Here is a 19,515-nt window from a genome sequence, read left to right as displayed (position 1 = left end):
ACTCAAAAACTTATAGTTTTAAAGTAACAAGAAAAGCGTGCATTTTTACCCAAATCTTTTTTGAGGTTCAACCCACGGCTTGCCCAATGATCAAGACTTCCGCCCAACCGGCTGATGCAGGAGGAAGGTGAGAATTTGGAAAGCCCTTTAATCACCTCCAGAAAACCTGGGAGATTTATTCCCCTAATTGTAGCGACCACTACATGATTGCGCATCAATTCGAGTTCCATTTTAAAAATGAAACCTCACTCATTTGCGCCCTCATTTCTCCCGCCTAATTCCGGCAGTTTTTACTCTTACCCCTTAAAGCAATAGATCACTTGAGGATGTAAGCTATCGCACAATTCCGAAGGCATTTTGCTCAAGGGAAAAGACTGGCGTTGGAGTTGCACCCCCAGATTGGTCAGGGGATCGACGCCGGTGGAGACGAGGAACTGGAGTTGGTCAATATCTGCCCAGAGGATCAGGCGATCGAGAATCCGAAATGTGGCCTGGATGTATGGATGTTCGGCATGGGTAAACCAATCCGTTGTCGCTAAATGCGCTTGGTCAAATCCCAGGTGAAACGTTAACTGGGGTTTGCCAAATAAGGCCACCGTGACCGGGCGTTTTTCCTCCTGTAGCACCAAATGGTGCTCATCGGCGAGTTGGCGGATTTTTTCTAAATGTTCATACCGGGCTTGGACCTGGGCTGGAGGACCCTCCTCTAGCTCCGATTCTTGCCAGTGGATTGCCACGGTGACCAAATAGGTTTGTAAGAGCATATGCCCTAATTTTTCTGCTTTGGTTGCCAAATAGGTGCAATTAAACGGATTGGACTCGATCAGCAGAGGAACGCGATCGACCATCTCTAAGCCATATCCCTTTAATCCCGCAATTTTACGTGGATTATTGGTAATCAGGCGGATTTTGCTGACCCCCAAATCATTGAGAATTTGCGCCCCTACGCCATAATTGCGCAAGTCCGCAGGAAAGCCTAAGCGCTCATTGGCTTCCACCGTATCCAAGCCCATATCTTGCAGAGAATAAGCTTTGAGTTTATTAATTAGGCCAATTCCCCGGCCTTCCTGACGTAGATACACCACCACCCCCTCCCCAGCATTTTCAATCATTTTGAGGGCGGCTTGGAGTTGCATTCGGCAGTCACAGCGGAGGGAACCGAGGGCATCCCCGGTCAAGCATTCGGAATGGACCCGCACCATCACCGCTTTATCGGTAAAATTGGCTGGGTCTCCCTTGACGATCGCCACATGGTCTTTATTGTCCAGGGTATTGCGATAGGCGTAGATTTGGAACTGGCCGAATTCCGTGGGTAATGCCGCCACGGTTTCCCGAATCACAAACCGCTCATGTTGAAGGCGATAGGCGATTAAATCAGCGATGCTGATGATTTTTAGGTTATATTTGGCCGCATATTCGATGAGTTCGGGCAATCGTGCCATTGAGCCATCGGGATTCTGAATTTCGCAGATCACCCCGGCAGGATAGAGTCCAGCGAGTTCACTTAAGTCTACGGCTGCTTCCGTATGGCCCGCCCGTTTCAGGACGCCCCCAGACCGGGCCCGCAGGGGAAAAATATGCCCGGGACGGCGCAAATCCTTGGGTTTGGTGTTGGGATTTATGGCAACCTGGATGGTTCGGGCGCGGTCCTCGGCAGAAATGCCCGTGGTGACTCCTTGCTGAGGAGAGGCATCGATACTGACGGTGAAGGCGGTTTGATTGGTGTCGGTGTTGGTGGTTACCATTAAGGGGAGGTCGAGCTGATCGAGGCGATCGCCGGTCATCGCCAGACAAATCAACCCTCGACCATGCACCGCCATAAAATTGACGATTTCCGGTGTTACAAACTGAGCCGCACAGATCAGATCCCCTTCATTTTCCCGGTTTTCATCATCGACCACGATAATTGAGCGTCCTGCTCCAATTTCAGCAAGGGCGTCTTCTATCGAGTCAAACTCAAACGATTGTTTTGCGGCGGTTTCTGGCAATTCCACAGATAAAATCTTTCGCGTAAATGTAATGTTTTGATTTAGGCAAGCTAAGTTTATTGTAGCCCGTTTCCCGACCGGAAATTTTGGACTGATTTGGATTAAACCGGAATGGTTTGGGGCGATGGAGGGTTAAGCATGATTTTGAATCCCTGTCAATCCCTGACTCGGTGCGGATTGAGCAGGATTGGGGGCAAATCAGGCGGGTTCTTCCGGGTTTAAATTAGGGGCAAGGGGGGGCGCTATTGGGGAGAGAGTCGGATTTCCGGGGCGATCGCGTTATGATAGCCTTCACGGGTGAGTTATAAATACTTCAGCGATTAGATAGGATACTCGATTATGGTTCCCGTTGCTCTGCGAATGATTTGGGAAGCGAAAGGACGCTTTGCGATCGCCGTTCTGGGGATTGCCTTTAGCGTCATGCTGATGCTCTTTTTACTTGGGGTTTACCAAGGGGTAAAATTTGGCTCCAAAAGTTATGTGTTACACACCCAAGCTGAACTTTGGGTCAGTCAACGTAACACTCGAAATTTAATTAAAACCTCTTCCTTTTTACCCGAAAACTTCGGCAATTCCCTGCTACAAGTAGAGGGAGTCAAAAGCGTGGATAGTCTCCTGCGCGCCATTGCTCCCGCCGAATTTCCCGATAAAACAGTTACCTTATATCTCTTCGGCTTTGACCCTCAAAGTCAAATGGGCGCACCGGAAATTAGTTCCGGAACCTCCAATCTCCAACCCCAAGAAATTATTTTAGACCGAGCGTTTACCGCTACCCATAACCTCAAACTCGGTGATTCTATTTCCCTCCAAGGCTATCCCTTTAAAATTGTTGGAATTAGTCGAGGCACCAACTTAATTGTCGGCCAATTTGCCTTTACTCGCCTGGATGATGTTCCTCGCTTACTCGGCTTACGAAATGTCCGCAGCTTCTTCCTACTCAATCTTGACTCGGATTCCCCAGAAATCCTCTCTCGCTTAGAAACGCAATTCCCTGATTTAGTCTTTATTCCTAAAGCTAAATTTGCCGAAAATAATGTGGAAGAAATGGAAATCGGCGTCCTTCCTATTCTCTGGACCATCGTCTTATTTGGCGCAATTACTGGAGGAACAGTAATTGTCCTGATGATGTACACTTCAGTCCTCGAAAAACGCGAAGACTATGCCATGTTAAAAGCCGTCGGGGCCTCCCAAAACTTTTTAGGAAGCCTCGTCTTAAAACAATCCATGTTAGCCGCATTATTGGGCTTTTCCCTAGGATTAATTGTGGATATTACCTTTGCCCCATTGCTCAGTGAAGTGATTCCTTCGTTATTATTGGTCTTTACCTGGCAGGATGCGGCTGGAGTATTAATTGCCTGCTTAATCCTGGGAGCAATTGGCACTTTGGCCCCGATTAGAACTTTGAAAAATATCTATCCCGCAGAAGTATTTAGAGCTTAATTATGCCCAATTTTCCTATCTTAAAAGCCGAACATCTGCACAAAATATATGGACAAAAAAATCTTAACTTTGTGCAAGCTGTTGAAGATGTCAGCCTACAGTTAAAAGCCGGGGAACTCGTCCTGATTAGCGGACCCAATGGTAGTGGCAAAACTACCCTGCTTTCGTTGTTAGGTTGTATGGGAAAACCCACAGAAGGCACTATAAAAATTCTGGATTGCGAAGTCACCTGTTTGCGGCAAACTGAACTCACCGACTTTAGATTGAAAAACATTGGATTCATTTTTCAAACCTTCCGCCTGCTTAATTTTCTAACGGTCCTAGAAAACGTCAAACTGATTTTAAATTTAGATGGAAAATCGGGAGTAGCCGCCCATCAACGGGCTAAAACTTTATTAGAGGAGTTAAACATCGCCCATCGGGCTAATTTCTTTCCCCCCGCCTTAAGTGGCGGGGAAAAACAACGGGTGGCGATCGCCCGCGCCCTCGCCAACGACCCCCCCTTACTTTTAGCCGATGAACCCACCGGCAGCCTAGATTACCAAACGGGACAATCAGTGATTCAGCTATTAAGCAACGTTGCCAAAACCCATCAAAAAGCCGTGGCGATCGTCACCCACGACCCCCGCATTGAACATTACGCCGATCGCATCTTTAAAATGGAAGATGGACATCTAACAACGAGAGAATAGCCCTCTTGCAAAATTATGGATTGATCCCCCCAACCCCCCTTACTAAGGGGGGCTTTTCAGATTCCCCCCTTTCCAAGGGGGGCTTTCCAGGTTCCCCCCTTTCCAAGGGGGGCTTTCCAGATTCCCCCCTTTCCAAGGGGGGCTAGGGGGGATCCCATCGACGTAGATCATGAATGTGAAAATTACTATATTTCCAAATCACAATCCACAACAATAAATCCTAAAAAACCCATGCCAGAACCAACCCTAGAACTACAACAGAGAATCGAACAACTCCGCCAACAAATCCAAAAAGCCAGCTATGCCTACTATGTCCTAGACAATCCTTTCATGGAGGATAGCGTTTATGATCGCCTCTATCGAGAATTGCAACAACTCGAACAAGAATATCCGCAATTCATCACCCCAGATAGTCCCACCCAGCGCGTAGGAGAAAAACCCGCCACCCAATTTCAAACCGTCCGCCATAACATTCCCCTGTACAGCTTAGAAAATGCCTTTAATCTGCAAGAATTTTCCCAATGGCAGGACCGCTGGCAACGGATTGTTACCCCCCCTAACTTTGAATATGTGGCAGAATTAAAAATTGATGGATCAGCCTTAGCATTAACCTACCAAAATGGCTTATTAGTCCGAGGTGCAACCCGAGGAGATGGCATAGAAGGGGAAGAAATTACCCAAAATGTTAGAACCATTCGGGCAATTCCCTTACGGTTAACCTTAGAAAACCCGCCTCCCTTGGTTGAAGTACGCGGCGAAGCCTTTTTAGGATTAGATGTTTTTGCTAAAATCAATCAAGAGCGATCGCAATCGGGGGAAGCCCAATTTGCTAATCCCCGAAATGCAGCAGCCGGGACTTTGAGACAACTGGATTCCCGGATTGTTGCCCAAAGGCGATTAGACTTTTTTGCTTATACTTTGCAAATTCCGGGAATCGATGATGATGATGTTGCCCATACCCAATGGCAATCCCTGGAACTCTTACAAGAAATGGGGTTTAAAGTCAATCCTAACCGCACTTTATGTCAATCCCTGGAGGCGGTAGAATCTTATTATAATGAATGGGATATCAGACGGAAAGATTTGCCTTATATGACTGATGGGGTGGTGGTGAAAATTAATCCTATCCCCCTGCAAAAACAACTGGGATTTACTCAAAAATTCCCCCGATGGGCAGTGGCCCTCAAATATCCCGCAGAAGAAGCGCCGACGGAAATTGAAGCTGTTACAGTGCAAGTCGGACGGACGGGGGCTTTAACTCCGGTTGCGGAATTAATCCCAGTGCAATTAGCGGGAACCACCGTCTCTCGCGCCTCCTTGCATAATAGCGATCGCCTCGCCGAATTAGATCTGCATATCGGAGATACGGCGATCGTGAGAAAAGCCGGAGAAATCATCCCCGAAGTCGTCCGGATTCTGCCCGAATTACGCCGCGAAGGTGCTCAACGCTTCCAAATGCCTACTCACTGTCCCGAATGCGGACAACCTGTGGTTAAACCCGTTTCAGAAGCTGTCACCCGATGTATCAATCTCTCTTGTCCCGCAATTTTGCGCGGTGCTCTCATTCATTGGGGGAGTCGTGATGCTTTAGATATTAACGGATTGGGAGAAAAGCTAGTCCAGCAATTCGTCGATCGTCAATTAGTCCATTCTGTAGCAGAACTCTATCAACTGGATGTAGAAACCTTAGTTCAATTAGAACGATTTGGCAAAAAATCCGCCCAGAAATTAGTCGAGGCGATCGCACAATCCACCCAAAAACCTTGGTCCCGCGTCCTCTATGGATTAGGCATTCGTCATGTCGGCAGTGTGAATGCTCAATTATTAACCGAAAAATTTCCCACCGTTGACCAATTATCTGCTGCATCGGCGGCCCAAATTGAAAGCGTTTATGGGATTGGGGCAGAAATTGCCAATTCTGTCGCTGACTGGTTCCGAGTTCCCGCGAATCGACTTTTAATTGACCGACTCAAATCCGCTGGCTTACAATTTTCTGCCACGCCAGTTAAAGAAAAACCAGCCAGTCAATCTGCCGCTATTTTTGCTGGTAAAACCTTTGTTATTACGGGAACGCTTCCCACTCTCAAACGGGATGAAGCCAAAGATTTAATTCAAAATGCTGGAGGAAAAGTTACAGAATCCGTGAGTGCGAAAACTGATTATTTACTCCTCGGGGAAGAGGCCGGGTCTAAGTTGAAAAAAGCCCAAGAATTAGGGATTAAACAACTCTCGGAAGCTGAGTTACTGGATTTATTGAGGTAGTCCAAAAAATAGAATTTTCTAGGAGAGATCCCCCCAACCCCCCTTAAAAACGCCAATCGGCTTTATAAATATAGATTAGCCTGCGTAGGCAGGCTTTGTCCGTATAGCGAGACCCTTTAGGGTGCGGGTTTTTGTTGCATAATAGAAGAGTGACATCTTTTTCCCATCCTTAAATCAACGTAATGAGTTTAGAAAATCAACCCACTCCCCTGCCGACTCAATCCCCTATGAAACTCCATGAAAGTTCCGGGCGTTGGCAGTTGGGGTTGGGTCTGTCCCTGGTGACGGTCATTTTATGGGGAGTGCTACCGATCGCCCTTAAAATAACCGTTCAGGCCCTTGATATTTACACCGTGACTTGGTTTCGGTTTTCCTTGTCATTTGGGATATTATTTGGTATTTTAGGGCTGCGTCAGCAACTTCCCTCCCTGGAAAAATTGCGAGGAACTTCCTGGAAATTACTGGCGATCGCCACGGGCTTTTTATCGGCTAATTATGCCCTCTACTTACAAGGATTAGCCCAAACTTCTCCCGCCAATGCTCAAGTCTTTATTCAGTTAGCACCCGTGTTAATGGGATTAGGGGCGATCGCCATTTTCAAGGAACGCTATACCCTGCGCCAATGGGCCGGATTAGGCATCTTAACCCTCGGCTTTGCAGTGTTCTTTCATGAACAATTACAAACCGTCCTAGCTGCACCCAGAACTTATTTAATCGGCAATATCATTCTGGTGATAGCCGCCGCAGCTTGGGCAGTTTATGCCCTAGCCCAAAAACAACTCTTACAACAGTTATCCTCCTCTGAGATCATGCTGTTGTTATATGGAATTTGCGCCCTCTTATTTCTGCCTTTTTCTAGCCCCATCAACCTGTTAACCCTGACTCCATTAGAGTGGGGAATGTTAATTTTCTGTGGGGTAAATACCGTAGTGGCTTACGGAGCTTTTGCGGAATCTTTGGCCCATTGGGATGCCTCTAAACTCAGCGCAGTTATGGCAACCACTCCCATTGTTACATTAATAGCAGTCTGGGTGATTTCCCGGGGAATTCCCCTGCCGATTACGCCGGAAGAGTTAACGGTTTTAGCCGTAATTGGAGCAATGCTAGTGGTCAGTGGTTCAGTGGCGATCGCCTTGGGAAAACGCCCTCATTCTCCTAGAAAACCGGGCCAATTCTCGCAAAAATCTGGATGATCCCCTATCGAGTTTTAAAAGCCCTCATTTTCAGCCTAGCCCGCACCCTTGAGGGTGTGGGCTTTTTACTGTCTCTAAATCCTGGGTTTTTGAAAGCCTTTATAAATGTTCAATCATTGTCAAAGCAGAAACGGGTGCCTTTTTTAAAGCTATCGGATCCGGGATATCCAGTTGCAATGAATAAGGAAAGTCTCGGGCGGCAGCATCCCGGGCACGAGCTTGTTTTAGAAAAAGTTGGGCGCGGATTTTTTCTAGGGAATTTTGAGCCTGATTCAACTGTTCCTCTGCTTTTTCTAGCTCAGAGTGAGCACTTTCTAAACCAATGCGATCGCCCCGTTCGGCATCATTCACTAAAACTGTCACAATATCCCCTTCAATTTCTGCAAATCCTGCCTGGACAAAAACCGGAATCCAAGTTTTTTGATAGCGGATTCTCATGACCCCGACTTTAATAAAAGTAACCATCGCCACATGACCGGGCAAAATCCCGACTTGACCCGTACTTGTGGGCAAAATCACCTCGGGACTCGGAGCATTCCAGACGGTTTTTGAGGGAGTGATGACATAAACGTTCAAAATCATAGGACTGGGAGGGTTATTATATTTATAAGCAAATGATTTCAACGTTCTCGGGTGTCAACGGCGATATTATAGCGCTTTTCCGTTCGGTCCGGGGAATCCAGTCGGGACCTAAAATGTCTACTATCCCTGGGCAGATTGGCGATCGCCCCCTCACCGCCGACACCCCACCCTCACCTTTCCCGATGTCTTGGTCCGGGGACCGCAGGTGCAGTGAAGCGTAAAAAACTTACTCTTGTAAGGACCGCCTCCGGCTGCCGGGGATTTTGTGGATCCAGAGTGGGCTAAAGGTGAGATTGCTCGAATGTAGCCCCATCAACTTGACCAGAAGGCTCAGAAAGATGCCCGGACCTGTCTGAGTACCGTCACCGCACTCTGATCCCATAGCAGCTCAACTCTGGTGAATAGGGCGATCGCTCGGGGCTGCTTTCCCATTCAGTTAAGCAGTGAATTTTATTAAAAATTTTAACCTTAACCCCAGTATTAGACCTCTTGCAAAAAAAGGATTGATCCCCCTTTCCCCCCCTTAATAAGGGGGGCTTTAAAGAATTTGGCAAGAGGTCTATTGTTTAACAATAAAATATGAGACAGAGCCTTTAAATTAAGGGAACAATGTCTGCCCGGGTCACCTCGGCGGGGTTTACCCATCCAGTCTATAGCGACCCTAAATGGATTGGACAATCGGTCCCGCCAGGAGAGCTTTGGAGTACCGTCGAGCCAAGCCCTGCCCCAGGCTTTGCATCTACCTCCCCTTTTTAGGCCAAACTGCTGCAAGAGGTGCTATAAACGCCCTTAATGTAGGCAAATCTATATTGTGAATTAAAAGTCAACCCTTGAAAGACCAGGATAAGTGTTAATAATTATGAACAGTGCTGTTGAATACTTAGTAATTTCACGGGAAGGGGTGAACTCAGTCCCGGAAAGAGAGGGGGCAATCACCTAATGATAAAAGGAAAACCCCTAGGAGAAAGGATTGCTGAGGGTGAATTGCCTTAAACTGCTTCCTCCAAATCTCTCCGTAATTCCCCTTAAAAGTTGCTGTTTCATTTCCTTGACACTCAAAATTCTTCTGATACTTGGGATAGATTTTATCCCCGTAATTTCTCGAAATGAGGCGACTTTAGCTTACAATGGAAGCAGAGGCTATCTTTCTGGAGGAGTGACAGGAATGGATTAGAGAGTCTCAGGTATATCTTGAGAATAGCCCCAGGCTTGAACCGTCCGGGACAATCGTAAGCCCTCAACTTAACGGTGCGATCCCCTTTCAGCCAAGCTCCTCCAGTGGAGATTTTTATTCTGAGACCTCTTTGGGAGGGGGGGTGATTGACTACTAATTTTTACTTAAAATTGCCGGAAGCAACCCCCGGATTAACAATAGATGCTTTTTTATGCGGCTGACTCATCAGGAGTCCAATTCATACCCTTACAATAAACTGCTATGAGAATTTTACTGGTGGAGGATGACGAAGCGATCGCCCAAGCACTTGTCACTACATTGAAACACCAAAACCATGTAGTAGATGTAGCCACTGATGGGCTATTGGGCTTAGAATTAGCGGAAGCCTTTGACTATGACCTGCTGTTGCTGGATGTCATGCTGCCGAAATTAGATGGAATTAGTTTATGCCGGAAGTTACGCACCTTAAGCTATCAAATGCCCATCCTATTGCTTACGGCAAAAGACAGCACAGAAGATAAAGTTAAAGGACTCGATGCCGGGGCCGATGATTATCTCGTCAAACCCTTTGACTTACCGGAACTTACAGCCCGAATTCGGGCCTTATTACGCAGGGGAACAGCTCCATTACCCCCCGTGTTAGAGTGGGGAGCTTTACAACTTAATCCGAGTAACTGTGACGTTACCTATAACAACCAACCTGTAACTTTGACCCCGACGGAATATCGCCTGTTGGAACTGTTCATGCGAAATAGCACCCGGGTTTATAGTCGCAGTGCGATTCTGGATCATTTATGGTCCTTTGATGAACCCCCCTCGGAAGATACGATTCGCGCCCATATCAAAGGGTTGCGGCAAAAGCTCAAATGCAGTGGGGCTCCGGCAGATGCGATCGAAACGGTCTATGGGTTGGGGTATCGACTCAAACCCCAGAGTGAGGAGAAAGTAGTACAAACGCCTCGCATCCTGATGGGGGGGTTCTCGGACGAGTTGGGGTTTTGGTTGCAACAGCGCCTGGGAGATGCGGTGGTCCGGGTGACTCATACGGGAGAAGATACGCGAACGGAACTGAGCGATCGCCAATGGTCCCTAGTCATTTTAGATCAACACCTGCGCCATCCCGGACCGGCAGAACTGCTCAAACATATCGGCAATAAAGGGCAATCTGCTCCCCCGATTCCGGTGATTTACTGTGGAGTAAAAGGGGTAGACAGCTACCCCCGCGCCCCCTTGGGCAAAGGGAGAAAACTGCCCGAAACCCGAAATAGCTCAACCACCCAACAGCAGTCGGAAACCCTAGATCGGGTTACCTCCTTTCTCTATCACCCCCTGGATGCGGAGAAACTCGCTCGTGAAGTCGCTAAACTCCTGCATCTGAACTTATCAGATCCCCAAGGCTCCCCGAAACAGGATCCGACTATTGTGGCGGCCATTGGCCAAGTCTGGGAACGGTTCAAAGACCGGATTGCGGACCGAGTAACGGCGATCGAGCAGGCAACCCAGGCCCTGGAAGATGGCGAACTTCCCCAGGAATTGCACGCTAAGGCAAAACAGGAAGCGCACAAATTGGCGGGGTCTTTAGGGACCTTTGGGTTGACTCAAGGTTCAGTAATTGCGCGGGAAGTGGAGCAGTTGCTGCACAATCCCACCCTCAATTCCAGCCAATCTGCGCATCTAGCGGTCTTAGTTCAGGCCCTGCGATCGCAGATCGACCAAGCGCCCATCCAGAGCGAGCGCCGGGGGGGAACTCCCCTCAACGATCTACCCCTGCTCCTGATGATTGAGGGGGACCAGGAACTGTCCCAACAGATGGGATTGGAGGTCAAAGGGTGGGGAATGGAGGTGGTCAACAGTGACTCGATCGCCAGCGCCCGAACGGCGATCGCCGATCGCCGTCCCGATGCCGTCTTATTAGATTTATCCGCCCAAGACACCCTCACCATCAACCCCAACAATAAAGAAGAGGGATTAACCTTACTCTCCGAACTCGCCAATGGGTTCCCCCCTCTCCCCGTTCTGGTCGTTGCCGACCAAAGTCGGGTAGAAGACCGATTAGAAGTCGCTCGACTCGGAGGCCGTGCTTTTTTACAAAAACCTGTGAGACCCGCTCAAATCATGGAAGCGGTTGTGCAGGTTTTGCAGGGAGTTCAGACCACGGAAGCTAAAATCATGGTCGTGGATGATGACCCCCAAATCCTCTCCCTGGTTAAACATTTCCTCCAACCTTGGGGCATGAAAACCATCACCCTCTCTGACTCCGAGCGCTTCTGGGAAACCCTAGAAGTCTCATCCCCAGATCTGCTGATTCTGGATATCGAATTACCCCACCTCAACGGGATTGAACTGTGTCAGGTTGTGCGCAACGATCCGCGATGGAACAGTCTGCCGGTCTTATTTCTGACCGCCCACACGGGTCCGGATATTGTCCATCAAGTGTTTGCTGCCGGTGCCGATGATTATATTAGTAAACCCATCGTCGGCCCGGAACTGGTTACCCGCCTCCTCAACCGTCTTGAACGCATTCACTTACTGCGAAACATGGCCGAAACTGATCCGCTCACCGGCGTGGCGAACCGGCGCAAATCTATCACCGAATTTGACAAGTTCCTGCACCTGTGCCAACTGCATGGACAACCGATGTGTCTGGCGATGTTAGACCTCGATCGCTTTAAGCAAGTCAACGATCTCCACGGTCATGCAATGGGAGATGCAGTGCTGCGGCAATTTGGCAAGCTCTTACGGAACACCTTTCGGAGTGAGGATATCGTCGCGCGGTGGGGTGGGGAAGAATTTGTGGTGGGAATGTATGGCATTAACAAGGAGTCCGGGACCAAACGCCTAAGTGAGGTCGTCCAAATCCTCCATGCAGAACCCTTTGTAATCGGGGAGGAGCGTCTATACCTAACCTTTAGTGGCGGGGTGGCTCAGTATCCCGAAGATGGGAAAACGGTGGATACCTTGTATCGCTGTGCGGATCAAGCACTCTATCAAGCCAAGACTGCCGGTCGCGATCGCATCATCGCCTATAACCCTTCAGGGGAAGCGATGGCCGATTATACCCCAGCGAGTTAATACCCCCCCATTCCAGCCGCAAAAAAAACGCGCGGAGGTTCAAACCCCCGCCCGTTCTTAGCTGTATTACTCACTCCTGGGAATTTAGGATTGCGGCTTGGAATAGCTATCCAACCAAGACTGATAGGTACTGAGAAACCGTTCTTCTTCCACCACCAGTTCAATCCGCACTTTTCCACAACCGTTCGGTTGTCGCTGGGAAATTTCTTCTAAAATTCGAGCAGCAATTTCCGGGGAGTCAAATTCTCCGCTGACTCGGTTCTGGGCTTGCCCTTGGGGCATAACTGACGAGGTAGGCAGGATTCCGGGCGCTTCATCGGACCGGATGGGATAACCCTCTGCCTCGCTTAAAATAATTTCAGTTAATTTTTTATACTCGGGGCTGACTTGCTCAACAATTAACTTTTCCCGACGCACGGGGACTTCAATCATCCGGGTTTCAATTTCTTTCCGGACCACCACCTCACCGACTTTCCGCTTGTGGCGATTCACCACTAATCGTTCTTCGTGTAAGGGAATATTACTGGCAATCACTTCTTTGCGGATTTGGTTATAGTCCGCTAAGGAACTCGCTGAGTCGATTTGATGCGATCGCTCCTCAAGGGCAAGTGTACCGGGACTTGGAGGCGAGGAAACTGGGTTTACCCACTCTCCGGGTAACTCCGAGGGGTCAATTTCGGTTCGGTAGGGCGAAGTTTGATATTCGGGTAGGGCGTCTAACTGTTCTCTTGTCAGTAAGACAAAGACTGTATTGGTGGCATATTCTATTTTTTCAATCAAATCGCTACTCACTTTCACCAACCCACTGGGGCGATCGTCTCCCCGGGAGACAATTAAGTTGAGTTTGTTCTCCGGTTCTACCGTTAAATCCGTAACTCGACCCAGTGGTTGTCCTTCGGAATCTCGGACGGTAAAATTTAGGAGTTGACTTTTGAGGTTATCCAATCGAGCGGGAAGTTCGCCGAGGCTGTGAGCCGACTGAAGGTTATCGCCTCTCTCCCTTACTTGATCATTCATAACTTGACTATTCCTTTAGTGTTATTTGAAAAATCTTGTCAAAATTTTAAAACCATTTTTAGTCAGTCTACCTGAGCCAAAAGCCTTGGTGTAATTGGCTCTTGACTCAGGTTAGATTAGGCCACCCTGGTGAGGGGTTTCCATTTCATTAAACGAGCACCTGTTCGGATAAGTATCCGACCCGATTCCCCGGTTCAGGGGGTCGGGCCGAGATTTTCACCGGCACCCGTTTAGGGTTAGATCGCAAAGCCGGATCTTACTGGCGGGGGCGTCGTTCCACCACGGGTTTACCTTCGGTATCGACTTGCAGTTCTTCCCGACGCAGGGTTTCTTGACCTTCTACCATGTCGCGTTCGACTTCCTTATGGATTTCGACATTTTCGCGGACAAAGGCTTCTTTATGGATGTCAGCGGTTTCTTCGTAAACTTCGGCGCGGGCGATTTCGCCTTCTTGGAAATTCGCCGTTCCGGGAGCCACAGGTTCGGCACCGCTCATGCCAGCACTGGTGCGCTCAATGACAATCCGCTCTTTCTCGACGGGAACCGCAGCGCGAGCAACTTCAGTTTCTACTCGCTTACCGACAGAAACTTCTCCAGCTTTGTAACGGTTCTTGTTGGCAATCAAACGTTCTTCATAGAGTTTGATATTGCGGTGGTCGGTATCGTTGCGGTCGTAAAGATGAGGTTCTTGATCGTAGTTGTAGGTATCGCGATTGCGGGTAGCAGCAGCGGATACTGCTGGTGTAGCTGCTGCGGTCGTTCCCGCAGTAGTTCCGGCAGTGCGATCGCGGTAGACACCCCGCACCCGCTCTTCATAGTCGTAATCAATCGGTTGCAGTTCGTCATATTCGGGCAACTGTTCGGCTTGGTTCTTGTCTACTAAGCCGATCGCGTAAATCCGTCCAGCATCGTAATCAATCCGAGCGGAACCGATAGGAAGCAGAACTTTTTTACCGAAGATCCAGAAGCCTGTATCGACAACCAGATAACGGAAACGTCCGGTATCATCTAACAGAATGTCGTGAACCGTTCCGATTTTCTCATCGGTTGTACCGGCATAGATATCCATTCCTTTAATATCTGTACCGCCAAAAATTTCGTCTCGATAGTTTGGATAAAAATCGTGAATTTTCACTAAAGCCATGATAAAAATGTATCCTGCATTCTGGTTTACGCTTTTATTGTAAGTAGAATTGTTCCAAACATTCCTCTACCTCCGGGGAGATCTACTCCTTAAACTTTTGAACGATTTAACTTAGAATTTTTAAAAGAATAAAAAAAAGCAGGTTTTGAGTTAATTTACTTAGCTCAAGTCAATTCTTAACCTCTTTCCTTCGCGATCGCGCCGTAGGCTGGATTGAACCCCAGCACTCCAGCTAATTCCCGGCTAAATTGCATCTATCCGATGAGGTATCTTTAGATATATTTATCAAAAATTTCCTCTCTCTTAAGACATTGACACAAAGTAAGGGGGGGTTACTCAGGGTGAGTTAGTCCCTCACCCTTTTATCGGGTCCTCAATGCACCAAAATACCATGCCCCTCCTCTCTAGGGGAATTTCTACAGAGAGGGAGTGAGTGCCATATAAACAAAGCGTAAGACAAAAATACCGGCTAGAATCCATTGCGTGAGAGTAGTTTCTCGGGCTTTTCCTTGAAACGTCTTGATCAACGGATAAGCGATCGCCCCCACCGCTAACCCTTCTGCGATGGAAAAGCTCAACGGCATCACCAAAATCGTTAAAAATGACGGAATCGACTCGGCGGGGTCATCCCACCGAATCCGCCTCACATTTCCCGCCATCAACACCCCCACAATCACTAAAGCCGGTGCCGTGGCAAACCCCGGTATAGCTTGGAACAAGGGAATAAAAAATATAGATAAGAGAAATAACAACGCTGTGATTGCCCCGGTAAACCCTGTGCGACCCCCTTCCGCCACTCCTGCCGCCGACTCTATATAAGTCGTCACCGTAGAAGTTCCCAGAATCGCCCCGGCAGTTGTGCCGATCGCATCCGCCATCAAGGCTTCTGTCGCCCGGGGCAGTTCTCCGTTTTCCCGAATGTATCCCGCCTGGATACCCACCCCCGCCAAAGTACCGATTGTATCAAACAAATCCACAAACAAAAAGACAAACGTCACCGCGATAAAATCCCAGAGATTGGTACTCCCAATCCCTGCCAAACCCGCGATCGCCTGTCCGAACAAATGTGTGGGAAACTGGGGAAACGCCGCAATTCCTTGGGGAGGCGGTACAATGCCCAAAATCCAGCCCAGGAGTGCAGTCCCCAGAATCCCCCACAACAGCGCCCCGGTGATGCGACGCGCCACTGCTGCACTGGTGAACACAATTCCGGCGATCGCCACTACAGTTGCTGGTTCCCTCAAATTTCCCAATCCTGTAATCGTCACCGGGTTTGCCACAATAATTCCCGCCCCTCCCGTTGCCGGATCTCCAGACAGGGCAATATAGGCTAAAAAGAAGCCAATCCCCGCAGCAGTCGCGTGTTTCAGGCATTCCGGAATCGCTTGAATAATTTGGTTTCGCACATTGGAAAGGGTGAGGAGAATGAACAAAATTCCTTCGATAAAAATGGCAGCTAGGGCAACCCGCCACTCAATGCCTAATCCGATGACAACAGAAAAGGCAAAAAAGGCATTCAATCCCATCCCTGGCGCAAGAGCAAAGGGATAGTTAGATGTCACTGCCATCACTAAAGTGGCGATCGCTGACGACAGTGCGGTGGCAATGACTAACTCCCCAAACAAATCCCCGGAACTCTCTAAAAATATCGCATTGGATAAAATTGCTGGATTGACGGCTAATATATAAGCCATCGTCATAAACGTAGTTACCCCAGCAATGATTTCCGTGCGAAAATTCGTGTGATTTTCCCGAAATTTGAAAAATCGGGCAACAGCAACTCGGAAATTCTGATTCCTGTTGGGAGGAATCGGATTAGGGCGATCGTCTGGATTCATATTTTTTAGCCTCCCTCAAAGAAAGAAAATCAGCTTCCAGTCTAAAGGACCGCCCCATCCGATATTGCAACTCCCCATACTTTTCCTCTTTTTATCCAGTAATTTCCCCTTTTTTGAGAAAGACAACCCGGTAAACCGGCTCATCTTTATCTAGGGTTGATTGTTCTCGTTCCGTCGCCACGGGCAGCGGATTTTCCCGTAGCCACTCCCCGTCCCCTCGTCGTTCAAAGCCCGGATGTTCTGCAAAGCGATCGCGCATTTCTACCGCCACCTCATGAACATCAGATTGCAGAAAAACCATCCCTCCTGGCACGAGATACTTTGCCACCTTTTCCACTAACTCGGGTTGAACCACTCGCCGTTTTTGATGGCGCTTTTTAAACCAAGGGTCGGGAAATTGAATCGAAACTCGCTGCAAAATCCCGGGAGGTAAGCTTTCCATCAAGGGCGCCAAGGCGTGATTGATATTACAAAAAATAAAGTGTAAATTGCTTAATTGCTGTTCATCCCGTTCAGCGATTGCAGTTTCTACTAAAGGTTCACGGATTTCGACTCCCAGAAAATTCCAATCGGGTTCCATCGCCGCCATTTGTAATAAAAACCGCCCCCAAGCACAGCCAATATCTAAATGTAAAGGTTTCGCTGGATTGGTATAGATTTGTGACCAAGTTGGGGGGACAATTGGGGTTTGATACGCATAACTGAGGGGATTAACGTGCTGTCGGACTCGTACTCGGACCAATCTAAAGACCTCCTAGAAAGTTAGGCAATGGGGAGTGTAATTTTATCGCATTTTGCTTCAGGTTGCCAAGAGGCACAATCTGCTCAGGACCGGAAATGTCGGGATTAAAAACCGGGTTTCTGTAAAAAAATCTGGAGTAATCCACCATAAATTTGGGCTAGGAACCCGGTTTCTGAGCCGGGGTATCTCATCGGATGCAAATTCCCTAGAGACTGGTGAAAAAGTTGGCAAAGAAATTATGTAAGAGTTCTTCATGAATCAAGGCGCGATCGACAATGGCTTGAATGGAAATATCAGAAAGCGGGTCACCATTAGCATAGTGTTCTATCCAAAGTTTACTAATGATATGGGGGTCTTCGGGGATGTCAGCTAATTCCCACCCCGGGAGTTCTAAATCAGCCATGAGTTGAGTGACTTTCGGATCATAACTAATGGCGAAACAGCGACATCCTTCCGCAGCCGCCATAATTAAACTATGTAATCGCATTCCGATGGTCATTTCTACCCCGCGAAAGAGTCCTTTGAGTTCCCGGGGGTCTTCAAGCATAAATAGATGATTAGGACCGGGAAGTTGAGCTTGAATGGATTGAGCGATCGCCAAATCTTGAGAAGCTTGAAAAGGCACTAATAACAGACAGGTATTAGTGGCTTTTTGAAAAGAAATTAAGGCACGGGTGAGACAGTCTAATCGGGCGGGAGTCAAGAGAGGATGCGATCGCAAGTTTACCGCAACCCGAGGGGCGGGTAAATCCCACAACCCGGGAACGGGTTTCCCTTCTAACGCCCAAACCGGATCCGGTGCCATTGTAAAGGGAATCTGCCATTCGGCAAGTAAAGCAGCAGAACCGCGATCGCGCACACTCACCCGCGTGCATCGAGAAAAAGTCTGTTTGGCAATCTGGCGGGTGAAGGGGCGTTTTAAAGGACCGACCCCTTGTCCCCAGGCGATCGTTTTCAATCCCAATCCCTGCGCCAACCCCATCAACCCGGCATAATATAAGGGGCTAACTGCACTGGTGACATCTTGGAGTAAGCTGCCTCCCCCCCAAATAAACACATCCGATTGCCGCAGCAGTTGCCAGACGGAAAATGCAGACATTCGATTACAGGCAAAGACTTGGTAGCGATCGCGAGTCTGGGGGGGATTGCCCGAGAGCACCACTGGGGTGACACCTTCAGGCAGCATCTGCAATAACGAGGCTAACAGAGCCTCATCCCCGGCATTCCCTTTTCCATAATATCCACAACAGACTGCCCGAATAGGCCCCACAATCTTCCTCCTGTCAAACTCGGCAATGGATTAAATTTTCTGCGCTTACCTCATAACAGGATTAACCCATCACCCTTGTCAAGAGGTTGGAGTCCTCCCCAATCGGGTTAAAATAAAACACAACAAGGGCGAAGTGCCTATTGTGTTGTCTATTTTTTACCGATTAAATTCATGCACGCCCTCTCTCTTCCCACCTGGATGATTCACGTTTCCAGCGTCATTGAGTGGATCGCCGCAATTTGGCTGATTTGGCGCTATGGCGAACTAACGGGCGATCGCTATTGGCGAGGATTATCCTTTGCCATGCTTCCGGCATTGGTGGGGGCGATGTGTGCTTGTACCTGGCACTATTTTGATAATCCCACCTCCTTAGACTGGTTGGTAACCCTACAAGCGACGATGACGGTGGTGGGGAACTGTACCCTCTGTTTAGCCGCTTGGTGGATTTGGCGATCGGCAAAACTTCAGGAAAAATCTCAGGATTCTACGGTAATAGAGGAGAGTCAGGAACCGGCGATCGGTCCTCAAAAATAACCCAATCAACCCGGGCGAATTTGTTGACTCTCTCCCCGGAAATTTCCATATAAAATCAACAACTTTTTAAGATAAACCCATGCTTTCTAAAGATACTTTGTTTGCGGTTTCCCTATTTCCCTATCTGGGATTTTTATGGTTTATGACTCGTTCGGGGAAAATGCCCCGGTTAGCATTAATTGGGTTTTACGGCACGTTGGTATTTGTTGCAGTGACCATTCCAGTGGGGATTTATGCCCTCAAAGTCTATCACCAGTCCTTAGCAAATGTGGATCTGTTACATGGAGGGGCGGAGGTATTTTTGACCCTCTCTAATATTTTAATTGTTTTGGGATTCCGGCAGGCACTTGGGCGATCGCCTGAGGAGGGGTGAAGATGGGGTAGATGAGGAAGATGGGGGAGATGGGGGAGATGGGGTGGATGGGGAAGATGGGGGAGATGGGGTGGATGGAGGATAACAATAGCAAGTCGTAACGTTGAACATCTCCCCATCTCCCCTATCTCCCCTATCTCCCCTATCTCCCCTATCTCCCCTATCTCCCCCATCTCCCCTATCTCCCCCATCTC

The 19,515-nt window shown here is 48.5% G+C and carries 15 protein-coding genes; 7 read left to right on the top strand and 8 right to left on the bottom strand.

Translation table 11 applies throughout. The features are described from left to right. Positions 1 to 2: 2 nt before the first annotated feature. Both NG792_RS14240 and ribBA read right to left on the bottom strand, forming a co-directional pair. On the bottom strand, positions 3 to 230 hold the full coding sequence (locus NG792_RS14240) for a hypothetical protein (protein WP_261235819.1): 228 nt from the start codon (positions 228 to 230) through the stop codon (positions 3 to 5). A gap of 66 nt (positions 231 to 296) precedes the next feature. Continuing rightward, positions 297 to 1,988 (bottom strand): bifunctional 3,4-dihydroxy-2-butanone-4-phosphate synthase/GTP cyclohydrolase II, encoded by a 1,692-nt coding sequence (gene ribBA / locus NG792_RS14235; RefSeq protein WP_263012756.1) that lies wholly within the window; start codon positions 1,986 to 1,988, stop codon positions 297 to 299. A gap of 339 nt (positions 1,989 to 2,327) precedes the next feature. Here ribBA and NG792_RS14230 point away from each other — a divergent pair, with 339 nt between their 5' ends. The 4 genes from NG792_RS14230 (at position 2,328) to NG792_RS14215 (ending at position 7,575) form a co-directional block, all read left to right on the top strand. After that, the gene (locus tag NG792_RS14230; RefSeq protein WP_261235817.1) at positions 2,328 to 3,428 is read left to right on the top strand and encodes an ABC transporter permease; all 1,101 of its coding nucleotides are present in this window, start codon (positions 2,328 to 2,330) and stop codon (positions 3,426 to 3,428) included. A 2-nt stretch (positions 3,429 to 3,430) separates the two neighbouring features. Next, positions 3,431 to 4,120, top strand: coding sequence for an ABC transporter ATP-binding protein (locus tag NG792_RS14225; RefSeq protein WP_261235816.1), 690 nt, complete (start codon positions 3,431 to 3,433; stop codon positions 4,118 to 4,120). Between the two features lie 231 nt (positions 4,121 to 4,351). Further along, entirely contained in the window at positions 4,352 to 6,382 is a 2,031-nt protein-coding gene (gene ligA, locus NG792_RS14220; protein ID WP_261235815.1) for an NAD-dependent DNA ligase LigA, read from the top strand. 182 nt (positions 6,383 to 6,564) lie between these two features. Continuing rightward, positions 6,565 to 7,575, top strand: coding sequence for a DMT family transporter (locus NG792_RS14215; RefSeq protein WP_261235814.1), 1,011 nt, complete (start codon positions 6,565 to 6,567; stop codon positions 7,573 to 7,575). A 99-nt stretch (positions 7,576 to 7,674) separates the two neighbouring features. Here NG792_RS14215 and atpC read toward each other — a convergent pair whose 3' ends face one another. Then, on the bottom strand, positions 7,675 to 8,157 hold the full coding sequence (atpC, locus tag NG792_RS14210; protein ID WP_261198314.1) for an ATP synthase F1 subunit epsilon: 483 nt from the start codon (positions 8,155 to 8,157) through the stop codon (positions 7,675 to 7,677). Positions 8,158 to 9,592: 1,435 nt separating this feature from the next. On the opposite strand from atpC, the gene NG792_RS14205 reads away from it, so the two are divergent. Continuing rightward, on the top strand, positions 9,593 to 12,403 hold the full coding sequence (locus NG792_RS14205; protein ID WP_261235813.1) for a response regulator: 2,811 nt from the start codon (positions 9,593 to 9,595) through the stop codon (positions 12,401 to 12,403). Positions 12,404 to 12,487: 84 nt separating this feature from the next. Here the strand turns inward: NG792_RS14205 and NG792_RS14200 are convergent, their stop codons facing one another. The 5 genes from NG792_RS14200 to csaB all read right to left on the bottom strand — a co-directional run bounded on the left by NG792_RS14200 (position 12,488) and on the right by csaB (position 18,414). After that, positions 12,488 to 13,420, bottom strand: coding sequence for a YsnF/AvaK domain-containing protein (locus NG792_RS14200; RefSeq protein WP_261235812.1), 933 nt, complete (start codon positions 13,418 to 13,420; stop codon positions 12,488 to 12,490). Between the two features lie 256 nt (positions 13,421 to 13,676). After that, the gene (locus tag NG792_RS14195) at positions 13,677 to 14,564 is read right to left on the bottom strand and encodes a DUF2382 domain-containing protein (RefSeq protein ID WP_261235811.1); all 888 of its coding nucleotides are present in this window, start codon (positions 14,562 to 14,564) and stop codon (positions 13,677 to 13,679) included. A 416-nt stretch (positions 14,565 to 14,980) separates the two neighbouring features. Next, entirely contained in the window at positions 14,981 to 16,402 is a 1,422-nt protein-coding gene (locus NG792_RS14190; RefSeq protein ID WP_261235810.1) for an NCS2 family permease, read from the bottom strand. A gap of 91 nt (positions 16,403 to 16,493) precedes the next feature. Next, positions 16,494 to 17,144: a tRNA (guanosine(46)-N7)-methyltransferase TrmB gene (trmB, locus tag NG792_RS14185; protein ID WP_261235809.1), complete on the bottom strand. Its 651-nt coding sequence runs from the start codon at positions 17,142 to 17,144 to the stop codon at positions 16,494 to 16,496. Between the two features lie 205 nt (positions 17,145 to 17,349). Further along, complete coding sequence (csaB, locus tag NG792_RS14180) at positions 17,350 to 18,414, bottom strand: polysaccharide pyruvyl transferase CsaB (protein ID WP_261235808.1); 1,065 nt, start codon at positions 18,412 to 18,414, stop codon at positions 17,350 to 17,352. A gap of 171 nt (positions 18,415 to 18,585) precedes the next feature. Here csaB and NG792_RS14175 point away from each other — a divergent pair, with 171 nt between their 5' ends. After that, a complete protein-coding gene (locus NG792_RS14175) occupies positions 18,586 to 18,948 on the top strand; it encodes a DUF2499 domain-containing protein (RefSeq protein WP_261198304.1) in 363 nt (120 codons plus the stop codon). 79 nt (positions 18,949 to 19,027) lie between these two features. After that, positions 19,028 to 19,321, top strand: coding sequence for a DUF3593 domain-containing protein (locus NG792_RS14170; protein WP_261198303.1), 294 nt, complete (start codon positions 19,028 to 19,030; stop codon positions 19,319 to 19,321). Positions 19,322 to 19,515 lie beyond the last annotated feature (194 nt).

It is taken from the genome of Laspinema olomoucense D3b, from assembly GCF_025370785.1.
GTDB lineage: Bacteria > Cyanobacteriota > Cyanobacteriia > Cyanobacteriales > Laspinemataceae > Laspinema > Laspinema olomoucense.
Note: the sequence above shows the minus strand (reverse complement) of the source record. Positions and strands in the feature narration are given on the sequence as shown.